Genomic DNA, 13,296 nt, shown 5'->3' on the forward strand with positions numbered 1-13,296 from the left:
GATCCGGATCCATCGGGTGCCCCGAGTTCACGACTCGAATCAGGAGGCGGGGGCCCGAGGACCCCCGCCCCGCTTCGGCAGGCGTCAGCGACGCCTCTCGCTGCTGAGTTCCGGCTCCCGGGTCGAGGCCTTCGACGGTGCCCCGCTCCTCAGTGCCCCGCTCCTCGCGGCCGCCGTGTGCAGCGCCCGCAGGGCGACCAGCAGGACGCCGACGTCGTCCAGGTAGACCGGGTCCGGCAGGAGGTCGACCGGAGAGACCGTGTAGACCACCGCCGCCCAGAACAAGGCCTTGGACTTCAATGGGACACCGGCGTCCATGAGCACCTTGCGGGCACGGAACACACGGACGAGCAGTACGGCCGCGGCGCCGGCCACGGCGAGCACGAGAACCGCGGCCACGACGAGCCAGAGGGTGTTGTCCATTCCCCTCTCCTACCCCGTAACGCCCCGTCCGCGCCGAGCCGCTACGCCGGGGAGCCCGCCGGGTGGAAGTTGATGCGTTCACGGACTACCGGGAATCCGGCCTTGGCGAAGTGCGCGGCCATCGGGAAGTTGCCCCGGTCCGTCGCTCCGCCGATGAACTCCGCGCCCCGCTCGACGAGGAAATGGGTGCACTCCGCGAGGAGGTCGTAGGCGTAACCGTGACCGCGCTGTTCGGGGACCACTCCGATGAACCCGACGGTCGGCCCTGAGGGGTTGTGGGCCGGGATGTGGATGCCGGCCAGGTCGCCCTCCGGTGTGCGCGCGATCTGCCACCACTCCCGGGGTGAGGGGCACCAGTGGAAGAAGTCGAGTTCCTCCTGGGCCGCCCGGTCGAGGCCCCCCTCCTCGATGGCCCTGAGCGCGTGGGCGTCCAGGGTCACGGAGTGGATGCGGCGCAACGCGTCGAAGAACACGGCGTCGTCGGGTTCGGCGCCGAAACGCAGGCGGCCGGGCCGTTCGGGCAGACCCCGCTCCGGGGTCCAGCGGTACAGGAAGCGTTCCACCAGGAGTTCGTACCCGGCGGCTCGCGCGGCGGCGAACCGCGCCTCCGCGGCGGCGCGCGGGCCGGGCTCCTCCCGCCACCCACCGGGCAGGTTGATCTCCAGTTCGACCTGCCACGGGGCGGAGCGCAGGAGTTCGGCGCCGGCCTCCTCCTCGCCCTCGGCCACGTCGAACCAGTTGATGTTCACGGGCTGCGAGTCGTCGGGGCCGCCCCACCAGGCGCCGCGTGCGACGACCTCGCCGTCGCGCAGGGCGACGCGCTTCCATTCGGGGCGGAACCGGGTGAGCCGATGGCCCGCACGGGCGCCCAGCGGGTCGAGGAGTGCGTCGAAGAGATGAGCGTCGCTCGCGCAGAGCGTACGGATGACCGTACCGGTCATGGATTTCCTCCGGGATACAGGCTGCTTGGAGCGCTCCCGGTCAGAACTGACGAACCGCGCCGGGACGGTGGGGGAGGGAGCGCTTGAAAGACGTGAACTGCACGGCACTCGCCTCCTTCCGTCATCTCAGGGCGTGGGACCCACACCGTACGTGACCTGCCGCGCGTTCGTCCACGGATTTCCGCGCCCCTCGCAGGCGGGGCCCGGCGATCCGCGCCAGGCCTGCCCCGGGCCGGGCCGACGCCCGTGTCGTACCTCCGTGATACTCCTGCCCCATGACCCAGTTCCGCGACTTCAACCTCAAGCTGCTCGTCATCGAGGAGCTCATGTACGGTCCCGAGCCGCTCCTCCCGGTCTTCGACCTGCCTGCGCTGCTGGCGGAGCGGGGGATCGGCGACCCCGCGTCCTACGTCCTGGAGAACGGCCTCCACGCGGAGGTGCTGCCCGAGTCCCGGGCCCACTTCGAGTCCCTGGAGATCCCGGCCGAGCTGCTCGCCCGCGTCGAGGAGCTGTGCTTCGACGCGGGCGCCGACGTCTTCCGGCACTGCGCCCCCGCCTGGGACGGCGAGGACGACCTCTTCGACGTCCGCTCGCTCGACGACCTCGCCCTCCTGCCCCGCCTGCGGGAGGTCACCTTCGTGGAGGACGGCGTGCTCGCGGTGCCGGACGCGGCCGAGGTCTTCGCCGCCCACGGCATCGACACCGACTGACGGCCCGACGCGCTGGTCGCGGCGACTCGTTGACGGCACTCCGGCCCGTGGCGCGGCGCCCCGCGCCGTCAGCCCCGCGCCGTCAGCTCCCCGCGGGTCAGCTCCGCGCGGGAAGGGGGAGGCGGGCCACAGCGCGGGTGTGCACGCGGCTGAGGAGGAGCAGTGCCGAGACGGCGCCGATGAGCGCGCAGAACATGTCCCACTGCGTGTCCCACACGTCCCCCTGCGTGCCGAGGAACGCGTCGGCGGCCTGGCCGCCGACGACGGCCGCCAGCCATTCCAGCATCTCGAAGACGGCACTGAAGGCGAGGCAGGCGCAGACGGTGAGCGGGGCGAGCCACCCGCTGCCCCGCAACGGCGAGGTGCGGACGAGCAGTTCGCGTACGAGGATCGCCGGGACGAAGCCCTGCATCAGGTGCCCGAAGCGGTCGTACGGGTTGCGCTCAAGACCGAGTCCGTCCCGCACCCAGTCGCCCACCGGCACCTCCGCGTAGGTGTAGTGCCCGCCGACGATCAGGACCATCGCGTGCGCGGCCAGCAGCACGCACAGCAGGCCGCTCAGCGGGAACCGGTTGCGCAGCAGGATCACCAGCGGCAGGCCGAGAATCACCCAGACCGTCTCCAGCAGCCAGGTCGTCCGGTCCTCCGTGCCGAACGCCGACACCACGAGCGCCAGGGTGACGGCGAACGCGAGAACGGCGGGCAGGCGTCGGACGGACGGCCGCGCGTCCTGCGACGGTCTCGGTGCGGGGAGGCTGACGGACATCGCGGGCTCCTTGTGTCGGGGTGTGCGCTCATCCTCCGGGCCGCCGCGGTGACCCGGCATGAGTGCGCGTACTCAACTGCCCTGCCACAGATGCGGATCCACGCCCTGCTGTCGGCGCGCTCCACACCCTGCTGTCCGGTGCGCTCCCGGCCGCGTCCCACGGTGTCGCCGCACGACACGGATCCGCGAGGAGCGGTGATGACCGACCAGGACTTCCTGACGGCGAAGATCGAGCTGGGGTTCGACCAGCTCGACGTGAACGGCAACGGTGAGCTGACCGAGGACGACCACGTGGAGATGGGCCGTCGAGTGGCCTCCTCCCTCGGCCACGCCGACGACTCACCGGAGGCACAACGGATCATCGACGCCTACGTGGCCATCTGGCGGGAGGTGCACCTGACGTTCCTCCCGGCCGGCAGCCGGGGAATCCCGAAGGACCGGTTCGTCGCCTCGACCGGCTCCCCCCGGGGTGGCTCCCCCGGGGCGGTGAATGATCCGGTGAAACCACGATACGAGCGCCTCGCTGCCGCCAGGATGGTCGCATGAGTGCTGAGAATGCGGGTCCCCTGGGGTGGCCGGTTCGGGTGAGGGTGCCGGTGGAGCCGGTGGAGGCCGCGGTGGAGGCCGATGCCGTCGACTGCGCGGCACGCTACAGCGCCCTGGTCGTACGCGGTCCCCTGTTCGGGGTGGCCGCGCAGAGCGCGGACGACGGACCGAGGTGGCGGGTGGTCGTGGAGGTCACCCACGGCTGTCCGCAGCAGGCCAGGGACGGGCTGAACTCCCTGTTCTGGTTCCGGGCGAAGGACGACGCGAAGACCCCGGAGGAGCGGCGCGCGCTGCTGGCGGCGGTCGCTCGGCTGGAGAACGAGTGCGTCGACGAGCTCACGGTGCTCGACACCCGCTACCGCGTGGTGCGGGCCGAGGAGTACGCGGCCGTCGACGAGCACGGCGACATCGAACCGCCGCGGCCCACCGACCCCGAACCCCTCACCCCCGACTGGCGCCGGGGTGCCGGCGTCCGCAGCCCGCGGGTCGACGACGGCCTCGTCCTGGACCCCGAGGCCCCCCTCACCCCTCTCCAGGCGGCGGAGCGCCTGTCCCTGCGCTCCCTGGCGTACAGCGGCAGCAGGTTCCCCGCGGCCGTGCTGCACGACTCCGCACGAGCCCTGGAGACCCACCCCGACGTGCTGTTCATGCCGTCGGCGTTCCTGATCGTCGAGCGGTCCGGGACCGAACCCTGGACCCCGGGCAGCAGCCTGCACGCCACCGCCCACGACGCCCGCCGGACCCTGACCTTCGCCCTGACGTGGATGCAGCCGCGCCAGCGGGGCCTGATCCCCTACGACGCCGAGCCGGACGTCGACGCCCACACCGTCGTCGCCGAGAACACCGGCCCCGCGGTGACCGAGCTGGCGGTGTACGCCGAGGCCGCTCAGCAACTCCGCGACGGCCGCCTCAACCAGGTCGAGGTCCACGGCACCGTCTCGCGGATCGCCCGCGCCCGCCGCCTGCTGCGCTGGGGCCCCGACGGACCGGAAGGCCCGCGCCCGTCCGACATCAACTCCCATGAGCCCCAGGCCATGCACCCCCGCCTCGACGAGCACGGCACCGTCCACTTCGAGGAGTCCACGGAGGACGAACTCGAACAGACCACGGAGGACGAAGCCGCCTCCTGACCGGGCCCCCCGACGGCGGGAAGCCGTCGCCCCGGCCGCAGCCTGTCGCCTGTCTGGGCAGGGGGCGAGGAGCCTGGGCCTGGTGATCGGCCCGTGCGAGCCCCCGACACGGACGATCGACGAGGTGCTCGCCCACTTCGGCGAGTCCGACGGCGGCGCCCTGGCGCTCCGGCTGCTCCAGGACGCGATGAAGCGCCAGGACGCCGACGACGTCGAGATGGCGTTGATCGTCCACGCCGCCGCCCGCGCCTCGGTCGAGGAGTTCCTGGAGCCGTTGATCGAGCTGTTTCCCGCCGAGTGGCACAGGGATCACGAGGACATCATCAGGATGCTGGGCCGCCTCCGCTCGCCCCGTACCCAGCCGACCCTGGTCCTGGCGACGCAGTGGGTTCCCCAGGGCCTGACCTGGGACGAGAACCGAGCGCTCGCGGTGAAGGCGATCTGGGCGCTCGGCGCCATTCCGGGGCCGGAGACCCGGGAAGTCCTCGAAGGCCTGCGCGAGGCGGAGAACGAGATCATCCGCGAGAACGCGCTGAACCAACTCGCCCGCCGGGGTGAGCTCTGAGGGGTGGCCCGGGTGCCCTCCGGGTGGCTCTGGTGTCCCGCGCCGATGCCGGGCATGCGGATGAATTGATCGCCGCCCGGGGCGTGGTTTACCCGCATCACTCCGGGAGAGGTGCAGAACGGTACAAAAACACCTGAGTGAGGAGGCCGTGCATGCGGTCGCCGAAAGGAACGAGGTGACGAAGTGACGACTGCACGAGAGATCATGACGGCGGGTGCCGAGTGCATCGGTGCGAACGAGACGGTGCTGGACGCCGCCAAGAAGATGACGGAGCTCAGCGTCGGCGCACTGCCGATCTGCGGCACAGACGAGAAGCTCAAGGGCATGCTCACCGACCGCGACATCGTCGTGAAGGTCCTCGGAGCCGGGAAGGACCCGTCCGAGGTCAAGGCCGGTGACCTGGCCCAGGGCGAGGCGGTCACCATCGGCGCCGACGACGACGCGGAGGAGATCCTGCGCACGATGAGCGAGCACCAGGTACGCCGCCTGCCGGTGATCGACGGGCACACCCTGGTCGGCATCGTGGCCCAGGCCGACGTGGCTCGGGCCCTCCCGGACCCGAAGGTCGGAGACCTTCTCCAGGCCCTCTCCACGGACTGACCCGCCGGAGACGGCAGGGAGCCACGGCCGCGCTCACCGCGACCGTCGGCCATGGCAAGGGGCGCCGGATGCACTCCGGCGCCCCTTGACGTCCTCTTCTCGGGCCCGCGAGTCCTGGGCCCGCGGGTCCGCGTGCCCGACGAGGCCGAGGCCTCGGGGCCTCAGCGGCCCAGAGCCTTCTTGAGCTCCTGCTTGTTCATGGACGAGCGGCCCTCGACCCCGCGCTTCTTCGCCTCCTCGTAGAGCTGGTCCTTCGTGGGCCCCTCGGAGCCGCTGCGGGAACGTTCGCCGCCGCGCTGCGGTGCGGACTTCTTGTCCCGCGTGGAGCTCTTGCTCGCGGTGGCGGACTCACCGGAGCGAGCACGCTCCTTGTTCACGGTGCGCGCCGCCATCTCCTTCGCCCGCTTCTCGGAGGCACCGCGCTTCTCCGCGCCCTCCTTGATGTGCTCGTACTGGCGCTCGCGCTTCGCGTTCGATCCTGCCGGCATCGTGTTCCTTCTCTCTGCTTCTCTGTGCTTCTCACTGACCGTGGTGGCGCCGCTGCGGCCATCCGCGCCGACCGGGGTCGCCCGGGCCGCATGGGCCGCCCGGCGGCCGGTGCCACACGCGGCACCGGTCCCATCCCACGCGAAGTCCCCGGAGCGCGCGAACGGGCGGCGACCGAACGAGCAACCATCGACGCGTCCGCCCACGTCCGCGGTCCGTCTCCACGCCGACTCGTGGCGGTGCCCGGCTTGGTCCGCGAGCCTTCTCAGGGCGCCGTACGGGAACCGATGATGACGGCATGGCCATCAGCGAGGAACTGCTCTGGGACGCGGCCGACAAGAGGACGCCTCTGCGGCCGGGGCGTACGGCGGTGACGGCCGGCTGCGCCGGCCTGGTCGTCCTGGCCCTGTGGGGTTGGGCCGACGCCACCTGGGCAACCTGGGCGGCGGCGGCCTACGGGCTCGCGGAGATCACGTACCAGCTGTGGGACCGCAGGCGCCTGGTCGAGGTGCGGATCGTCGTCGTCGGCGACAGCGACGGCCGCACCACGCTCCGCCTCCGGCAGGCCGGCGGACGGACGACCGAACACGACCCCCACCACGTCGCCCGGGTGCTGATCATCCGCGACAACGTCGTCCCCTCGGCGAAGCTGCGCCTGCGCCTGCACGGGCAGCGTGCCCTCTTCGGCCGCCCGGGCCGCCCCCCGGCTGTCACGACGTGGCGCACGGCGTGCCCCGGGGCCCGTATCCAGGAGAGAAGCGCCCTGTGGGGCATGCCGGGGATTCCCGACTAGGGCGACACTGCCGACGGGGCCGCAGGCGCGGCCGGACGTCAGGCCCGCCGCCACCCCCCACAAGTCCCCCTAGAAGAAATCTAGTTGAGCATGCGGGCCGACTCCACCTGCTGGAGGTGGATCACGACGTCGTACGACTCCGAGAGCCGGATCTGCGGGGCGTCGGCGATCCCGGGGTAGGTGGCGCCGATGTTCTTGACGGTGTGCGGTGCGGCGAGCCAGGTGCGGGCCGCCGCCGGAGCCTCGCGCAGGTCCACGACGAAGTCGCGGTACCGGACCCGATCGAGGGTGTGTTCGGCGGTACCGGGAGCGGCCGGGCCGACGGTGAAGCGGTGGACGGCGCCGTCCGAACCGAAGGCGTTGAACGAGCCGTGGTCAAAGGTGAGGCCGACACTCAGGTAGCCGTTGCCCAGTCGCTCGCGCAGGAAGTCGCCCTGGACCTTCGGGTAGGCGTCGGGGATGTAGGACTTGAGGGCGATGTGGCCGTTGTGGGCGGCGAGCATGATCTTGTCGCCGGTCTGCCGCTGCCACCAGGCGATGTTCTCCGCCATGATCCGGTCGCGGTAGAGCATGAGGTCGGGGACGCTCCGGGGGTCGTCCCAGTCGAAGGTGAACAGCGTGGCCATCTGGTGGATGGCGGTGGCGTGCTGGATGGCCCAGGCGTGCGCGTCGGCGCCCGTGCCCGTGGAGGGGCGCTGCTTGAGCAGCTCCACCGCGCGGCCGGTGCGCTGCTTGAGCAGCTCCACCGCGCGGCCGGTGCGCTCGGCGAGCTCCTTGCGTTCGGCCATCGGCTTGGACAGGTAGTCGTTGACGTACGTCTCGGCGTCGGTGGCGGGCCGCAGACCCCGGTACAGCTCGGCGAGCCTCGGGACGAGTTCGGGGCGGGCCGCGGCCGCGTAGGCGCTCACCTCGTCGTACAACTCGGCACCGGCGAACCCGCTGTCGTCGCCGACGAAGCGGACCGGGTCGTCGGGGTGCCCGACGTTGTACGCGCGGATCCACTGGAGCAGGTCGCGGTACTCGGCGTTGTTCCACCACCGGTACGTCCCCCGGAACTCCTCGTCCATGATCCGCTTCAAGTCGCCCTCGCCATCCAGGAGATAGGCGTTGAGGCGCAGCCCGGTGCTCCACGGGGCTTCGAGGGCGAAGGCCCGGAAGCCCTTCTCCTCGACCAGGTACCGCAGGAGCCGGTGCTTGACGGTGAGGAACTCGTGCGAACTGTGGGTGGCCTCGCCGAGGCCGACCACCCGGGCGTCGCCGACCATCCGGCCGAACGGGCGCAGGTCGGCCAGGCCTCCGCCGCGCTGCTCGGTGGTACGGAGCGGGTGGGCCACCCGGCCGAGGGCCGCCTCGGGGGACCGGGACGGTGCGACCGCCGCCTCCTCCCGGCCGACGGGCGCGGCGGCTGCGGCGGAGGACGAGGCGGCGGCGGTCGGGCCGGGCGCGGTGGCGGCTAAGGCGCCCGGGACGACGGCCAGGGCCGCGCCGAGTGGGACGAGCAGGGCGGTGAGCAGGGCTTTGTGCGTGTTCATGGGCTCCACTCTCGCCGCGCGGAGGCGCCCCGGACCATCCGGTGCGCCCCCCGGTCGGTGGGGGAGTGGGCTACACCCCTCGACGGCTGCCGCGTGTGCGGGCACGGAGCGCCGATCCATGGGAATCCCCTACCGGCCGTACGTGTGGACCATTGGCGAACGTGCGTCCCGGAACGTAACGTCAGGCCCATGCGCGTCATCAAGTACACCCATTCCTGTGTCCGGTTGGAGCAAGACGACCTCGGCGTCCTCGTGATCGATCCGGGGGTCTGGAGCGAGCCCGACGCGCTCCGCGGCGCGGACGCGGTGCTGGTGACCCACGAACACGCCGACCACGTCGATGTCTTGCGCCTGGCTGGTCTGGGAGTGCCCGTGTACGCCCCCAAGGGAGCGGTCCTGCCCGGGGTCGACACCGTCGAAGTGAGCGCGGGGGAAGGGTTCACGGCCGCGGGGTACCGGATCACGGCGCACGGTGGCAGGCACGCCACGATCTACGGGGACCTGCCGGACTGCACGAACCTCGGCTATCTGGTCGAGGACGGCCTCTACCACCCCGGGGACTCCCTCCACGTCCCCTCGGCCCCGGTGGAGACCTTGCTGGTGCCGTTGTACGCCCCCTGGATGCGGACGAGCGAGGCCATCGACTTCGTACGCCGGGTGGGGCCGGAACGGGCGGTGGGCATCCACGACGCACAGCTCAACGAGCGCGGCCTGGCGAGCGCGAACGGCTGGATGGAGGCCGAGGCCCGGACCGCCTACCGCTGGCTGTCGCCCGGTCACCAGCTGTAGCCCTCGGCCACTCGGCACACGACGAGGGCTCCGTGCCAGAGGTGGGGTCTGATCCGGTCCGTTCGGGGTAGTCGCGTGACCACGCGACCGGTCGTGGCACGGCCTGTCGTCGTGGACCAGGCAAACAACGACGGGAGGTCAGCGTCGTGTCGACGATCCAGCCACCTCCGGGCGGCCGTCAGAGCACCCACACCGAGGAGCCGGTGAGCGCCCTGGTGCAGCGCGCCTCGCAGCAGCTGACAGAGCTGGTACGGGGCGAGCTGAAGCTGGCGCAGGCTGAGATGAGAGAGAAGGGCAAGCACTACGGCAAGGGCGGCGGCCTGTTCGGCGGCGCGGGAATCGTCGGGTTCCTGATGCTCCAGGCCCTGGTGGCCACCGTGATCGCCGCGCTCGCCGAGGCCCTGCCGGTGTGGGCGGCGGCGCTGATCGTCACCGCGGCGCTGGGCGTGGTCGCCGCGGTGATGGCCCTGAGCGGAAAGAAGCAGATCAAGAAGGGTGCGCCGCCCGCGCCCGAGCGGACGGTCGAGAGCGTGAAGGCGGACGTCGCCGTGATCAAGGAGAGTGCACACCGATGAACCAGCCCCACCACGAGGATCCCGACACCGCCTCCAGCCCCCAGGCGCTGCGCGCGCAGGTGGAGCACACCCGCGAGGAGCTCGGACAGACGGTCGGCGCACTGGCGGCCCGAACTGACGTCACGGCGCGCGCCCAGGAGAAGGCGGCCGAGGTGAAGCAGCAGGCCGCCGCCAAGGCCGAGGAGCTGAAGGCCCAGGCGGCCCACGCCGCGGCGCAGGTCAGGGAGAAGATCCCCGGCCCGGTCAAGGACAAGGCCGCATCGGCCGCCGACCAGGCCAGGACCACGGCGGCGCATGCCGCACAGCTGCTCCAGGACAAGGCGCCCGAACCGGTCCGGCAGAAGGCGGCAGAGGGAGCCCAGGCAGCCCGGGACCACCGCAAACTGCTGCTCGTGGCCGCCGCGGGAGCCGTGCTGGTGTGGGCGGCCTGCCGCCGTAAGAAGGGTTGATCGGAATGGGAGCCCTGAAAATCGCCTACCGTCCGGTCGGTCTGGCCCTGGGAGCCGTCAGCGGCATGGTGGCCGGCGCCCTGTTCAAGCAGGCCTGGAAGAAGATCGGCCACGACACGGACGCCCCCGACGCCACCGACGAGAACCGGTCCTGGGGCGAGATCCTGCTGGCTGCCGCCCTGCAGGGCGCGATCTTCGCCGCGGTCAAGGCGGCGGTCGACCGCGGCGGAGCCGTGACCACCCGGCGCCTGACGGGCACCTGGCCGGGCTGACAAGAAGCGGCGCCCGTCACCCGCACAGCCGCCCCGGCAGCACTGGGGGCGGCTGTGCGGCATGTCGGCACGCCGGCCGGCCGGGGAACCGGCTGAGGTGGGAGCAGACCTGCCGACGACTGTCGACGAAGTGGTACGTCGTGACCCCACCCCGCGAGCGGCGCAGAGCCCCGCGTAACTCCGGCCAGCCATCAGCGGCCTGAAAGTGGATCAACCCGTCGTGGCCATGAGGCGGTGCGTGAGGTCAATGAGATCGGGCACGCGCAGCACCCGGTCGCCGTACCCCGGAAGGGGGACGTGCAGGGGCTCGGTCCAGCGGGCGGGAACGGCGTCCAGCCCGTGGCACGCGCCCGCGAGGGCCCCGGTCACGGCGGCGACGGTGTCCGTGTCGCCACCGAGATCGATCGCCGCACGCAGAGCGTCCTCGAAGTTGGTGGTGGTGCGCACAGCCCAGACCGCCGACCCCAGGCAGGGCCAGACCGCGCCGTTGAACTCGGTCGCCCGGCCGGGCTCCCAGTCGGCCGCCAGGACCGTGGCGTACCGCTGACGGTGGTCGGGATGGACCAGATCCAGAACGTCGGGCAGGGAGTGCCAGGGGTCGGCGCCGGCCAGGGCGAGGCGGACGAGTTCGTGGAAGACGGCGGTGCCTTCCCACGCGGCGCGATCGCCGTGGGTCAGGGCGGCGATGCGGCGGGCGGCGTCCATCGTGACGGCCTGGCCCGCGTCTGCGAAGTAGACGGCGGACATCGACGCCCGCATCAAGGAGCCGTTCCCGGCCGCTCGCCGGTTGACCTGGAAATGGACGGCGGCCGCCATGTCCCACGGCATGCCGTTGGTCAGCACGTCCTCGGTCTGCAGACCGATGTCTTTGGGACCCGCAGCAGCCCACCGCTGGAAGCGGGCGAACATGTCCGGCAAGTCGAGCCCGCCACGCTCCAGCAGCGACTCCCCGACAAGAACGGCCATGTGCGTGTCGTCCGTGGCCTCGCCCGGCTCCCAGCCGCCACCCCCGCACATCTCCCCACCGCTCCCGGGCTCGGGGAACCGGTCCGAGAACACCCCGGGGAGACCGAACTCGAAAGGCGCTCCCAGGGCGTCGCCCACCGCAGAGCCGACGACCGTCGCGAGGGCTCGCTCCCTACGCTTCATCCGCGCAGGCTATCGACGTGGGGGACGGTGCGGGTGCGCGTGGTCGGCAGCGCGTGCCCGTTCGTGGTCGGTTCACCGTGGGTTCCGTACGACGAGGGGGCGAACCGCTCCGGCGCGCCGATCGGTCAAGTGGGGAGGTGTGCACGGGTGGAGTGGGGGTAGGCGGTCGCCAGGAAGCACGGGGTTGCTTCCCACCGCCCGGCCTGCGGCCCTCCCCCTGCCGCAGGCCCGCGGCCTCACGATCGCCCCGCACGGCCCCCTTCCGGTGCGGGGCGATCGTCATGCCCTCGGGCAGCCCGCAAAGGCCCCTGCTGTGCCGGCGAGGCCGCGTCGCGCCCAAGCCGCCGGGGCCTACGGGGGGCACGGACGCACCTCCCCACCTACTTGGCGGGTACCGCCCACTCCACGGGCACGTCCATGCTCTCGGGCGAGTACACGACCGTCTCCGGTCGGCTGTCCCCGGGTACGGGGAACACGACCTTGCCGCGCACGCACTTGCCCGGGGTCAGCTTGGTCTCAAGAGGGAACTCGGGCTTGGGGAAGTCGTCCCAGGTACTGCTCGACGGCTCGATGCGGGACCCATCGGCGTAGGACAGGGTCCATGGGGTGGTGGTGGCGACGAAGACGCCCTTGTTGCTGCAGACCTTGAGCTCTAGGGCGGCCCAGACGTAGTTCTTGTTCCCGCTCTCCTCGGCCGCGGACCCGACGGACGTGATGCCCTGCTGGTAGCCGAGGACCGCGCTCGTCCCGCTGACGGCTGCCTCGGCGTCTTCCCAGGCGTGCGTGGAGCCGAACGTGAGCGGCGCCGCTGTGGTGGAGACCGGAGCCGCCGTGCTGGTCTGCGCCGGGGGAGAGGGCCTGTCGGTGGCGGCCTCGGCGGAGTCCTTGTGCGACGCCGTCGCGGGCGGGTTTTCGGCGGACCCGCATGCCGTCAGGACGAGGAGCAGGCCGACCGCTGTGATGGTGGGGGTGAGCTTCATACGCATCGCGTCAGGCTGCCGTAACGTGCGCCTCCTGGGGGCGGGTGCAGCAGTGCTGTGACACAGCTACACGAGCATCGCGAACTGCTCCCCTGCTCGCGGGGGATGAGCCGCGACAGGGCGAGCGCTCCCAAACCGGGGGTCAGCAGGCCGCACGCCCGCCGACCGAGCGCCCCTGAAGAGAGCTGAGCAAAACGCGTGCCCGCCAAGCCAGGAGAAGAAACCGTGAAGATCGAATGCATGAGCGGCTGACGTCCGGGAACACGATGCGTCGGAGGTTGATAACTATGGTTCCCCTGCTTTTGGTTCTGCTGCTCGCCCTGATCCTCTTCGGCGCCGGATTCGCGGTGAAGGTCCTGTGGTGGGTCGCCCTTGTCGTCCTGGTGCTGTGGCTTATCGGCTTCGTCGCTCGCCCCAAGGGCAGCAGCGGCCGTTGGTATCGCTGGTAGATCGTCGGCATCCTGCCCGACACAGGTAAGAGTGGTGGCCCCCGGCATGCCGGGGCGCCCTGGCCGCTCTGGACGACGCTGACCTCCTTCGAGACCAGCTCCGAGAGCAGGTGGAAGGCGACGACGTCGTGGCTCGTCATG

At 71.6% G+C, this 13,296-nt stretch carries 18 protein-coding genes; 11 read left to right on the forward strand and 7 right to left on the reverse strand.

From position 1 onward, the window contains the following. Positions 1-84 precede the first annotated feature (84 nt). Entirely contained in the window at positions 85-423 is a 339-nt protein-coding gene (locus ACWDVG_RS26945) for a YkvA family protein (RefSeq protein WP_451702738.1), read from the reverse strand. Between the two features lie 41 nt (positions 424-464). Continuing rightward, entirely contained in the window at positions 465-1,364 is a 900-nt protein-coding gene (locus ACWDVG_RS26950) for a GNAT family N-acetyltransferase (RefSeq protein WP_451702741.1), read from the reverse strand. Between the two features lie 275 nt (positions 1,365-1,639). On the opposite strand from ACWDVG_RS26950, the gene ACWDVG_RS26955 reads away from it, so the two are divergent. Continuing rightward, complete coding sequence (locus tag ACWDVG_RS26955; RefSeq protein ID WP_451702743.1) at positions 1,640-2,074, forward strand: DUF6892 domain-containing protein; 435 nt, start codon at positions 1,640-1,642, stop codon at positions 2,072-2,074. Between the two features lie 97 nt (positions 2,075-2,171). Here the strand turns inward: ACWDVG_RS26955 and ACWDVG_RS26960 are convergent, their stop codons facing one another. After that, on the reverse strand, positions 2,172-2,840 hold the full coding sequence (locus ACWDVG_RS26960; protein ID WP_451702746.1) for a DUF2238 domain-containing protein: 669 nt from the start codon (positions 2,838-2,840) through the stop codon (positions 2,172-2,174). A 198-nt stretch (positions 2,841-3,038) separates the two neighbouring features. Here ACWDVG_RS26960 and ACWDVG_RS26965 point away from each other — a divergent pair, with 198 nt between their 5' ends. The 4 genes from ACWDVG_RS26965 to ACWDVG_RS26980 all read left to right on the forward strand — a co-directional run bounded on the left by ACWDVG_RS26965 (position 3,039) and on the right by ACWDVG_RS26980 (position 5,681). Beyond that, complete coding sequence (locus tag ACWDVG_RS26965) at positions 3,039-3,386, forward strand: hypothetical protein (RefSeq protein ID WP_451702749.1); 348 nt, start codon at positions 3,039-3,041, stop codon at positions 3,384-3,386. After that, on the forward strand, positions 3,383-4,516 hold the full coding sequence (locus ACWDVG_RS26970; RefSeq protein ID WP_451702751.1) for a DUF5954 family protein: 1,134 nt from the start codon (positions 3,383-3,385) through the stop codon (positions 4,514-4,516). Before ACWDVG_RS26965 ends, ACWDVG_RS26970 begins: the two co-directional genes overlap by 4 nt. Positions 4,517-4,598: 82 nt before the next feature. Continuing rightward, the gene (locus tag ACWDVG_RS26975) at positions 4,599-5,081 is read left to right on the forward strand and encodes a HEAT repeat domain-containing protein (protein ID WP_451702754.1); all 483 of its coding nucleotides are present in this window, start codon (positions 4,599-4,601) and stop codon (positions 5,079-5,081) included. 183 nt (positions 5,082-5,264) lie between these two features. Further along, on the forward strand, positions 5,265-5,681 hold the full coding sequence (locus ACWDVG_RS26980) for a CBS domain-containing protein (protein WP_451702757.1): 417 nt from the start codon (positions 5,265-5,267) through the stop codon (positions 5,679-5,681). 161 nt (positions 5,682-5,842) lie between these two features. Here ACWDVG_RS26980 and ACWDVG_RS26985 read toward each other — a convergent pair whose 3' ends face one another. Further along, positions 5,843-6,169, reverse strand: a complete 327-nt coding sequence (locus tag ACWDVG_RS26985; protein ID WP_451702760.1) for a plasmid stabilization protein — start codon at positions 6,167-6,169, stop codon at positions 5,843-5,845. Positions 6,170-6,465: 296 nt separating this feature from the next. On the opposite strand from ACWDVG_RS26985, the gene ACWDVG_RS26990 reads away from it, so the two are divergent. Beyond that, complete coding sequence (locus tag ACWDVG_RS26990) at positions 6,466-6,960, forward strand: hypothetical protein (protein ID WP_451702762.1); 495 nt, start codon at positions 6,466-6,468, stop codon at positions 6,958-6,960. A gap of 80 nt (positions 6,961-7,040) precedes the next feature. On the opposite strand, the gene ACWDVG_RS26995 is transcribed toward ACWDVG_RS26990, so the two are convergent. Continuing rightward, positions 7,041-8,492, reverse strand: coding sequence for an erythromycin esterase family protein (locus tag ACWDVG_RS26995; RefSeq protein WP_451702765.1), 1,452 nt, complete (start codon positions 8,490-8,492; stop codon positions 7,041-7,043). Between the two features lie 189 nt (positions 8,493-8,681). Between ACWDVG_RS26995 and ACWDVG_RS27000 the strand changes: the two genes are divergently transcribed. The 4 genes from ACWDVG_RS27000 (at position 8,682) to ACWDVG_RS27015 (ending at position 10,577) form a co-directional block, all read left to right on the forward strand. Next, positions 8,682-9,281 carry an MBL fold metallo-hydrolase gene (locus ACWDVG_RS27000; protein ID WP_451702767.1) on the forward strand — a complete coding sequence of 200 codons (600 nt, stop codon included), beginning with the start codon at positions 8,682-8,684 and terminating at the stop codon, positions 9,279-9,281. Between the two features lie 146 nt (positions 9,282-9,427). Continuing rightward, positions 9,428-9,856, forward strand: a complete 429-nt coding sequence (locus ACWDVG_RS27005) for a phage holin family protein (RefSeq protein WP_451702769.1) — start codon at positions 9,428-9,430, stop codon at positions 9,854-9,856. After that, positions 9,853-10,305: a DUF3618 domain-containing protein gene (locus ACWDVG_RS27010; protein WP_451702770.1), complete on the forward strand. Its 453-nt coding sequence runs from the start codon at positions 9,853-9,855 to the stop codon at positions 10,303-10,305. Before ACWDVG_RS27005 ends, ACWDVG_RS27010 begins: the two co-directional genes overlap by 4 nt. Positions 10,306-10,310: 5 nt before the next feature. Further along, on the forward strand, positions 10,311-10,577 hold the full coding sequence (locus ACWDVG_RS27015) for a DUF4235 domain-containing protein (RefSeq protein WP_451702771.1): 267 nt from the start codon (positions 10,311-10,313) through the stop codon (positions 10,575-10,577). A gap of 210 nt (positions 10,578-10,787) precedes the next feature. Here ACWDVG_RS27015 and ACWDVG_RS27020 read toward each other — a convergent pair whose 3' ends face one another. Both ACWDVG_RS27020 and ACWDVG_RS27025 read right to left on the reverse strand, forming a co-directional pair. Further along, positions 10,788-11,726, reverse strand: a complete 939-nt coding sequence (locus ACWDVG_RS27020; protein WP_451702772.1) for an ADP-ribosylglycohydrolase family protein — start codon at positions 11,724-11,726, stop codon at positions 10,788-10,790. Between the two features lie 380 nt (positions 11,727-12,106). Continuing rightward, positions 12,107-12,712: a hypothetical protein gene (locus ACWDVG_RS27025; protein ID WP_451702773.1), complete on the reverse strand. Its 606-nt coding sequence runs from the start codon at positions 12,710-12,712 to the stop codon at positions 12,107-12,109. 281 nt (positions 12,713-12,993) lie between these two features. On the opposite strand from ACWDVG_RS27025, the gene ACWDVG_RS27030 reads away from it, so the two are divergent. Beyond that, the gene (locus ACWDVG_RS27030) at positions 12,994-13,155 is read left to right on the forward strand and encodes a hydrophobic protein (RefSeq protein ID WP_451702774.1); all 162 of its coding nucleotides are present in this window, start codon (positions 12,994-12,996) and stop codon (positions 13,153-13,155) included. Positions 13,156-13,296: the final 141 nt, after the last annotated feature.

This window comes from Streptomyces sp. NPDC003327 (assembly GCF_053589515.1).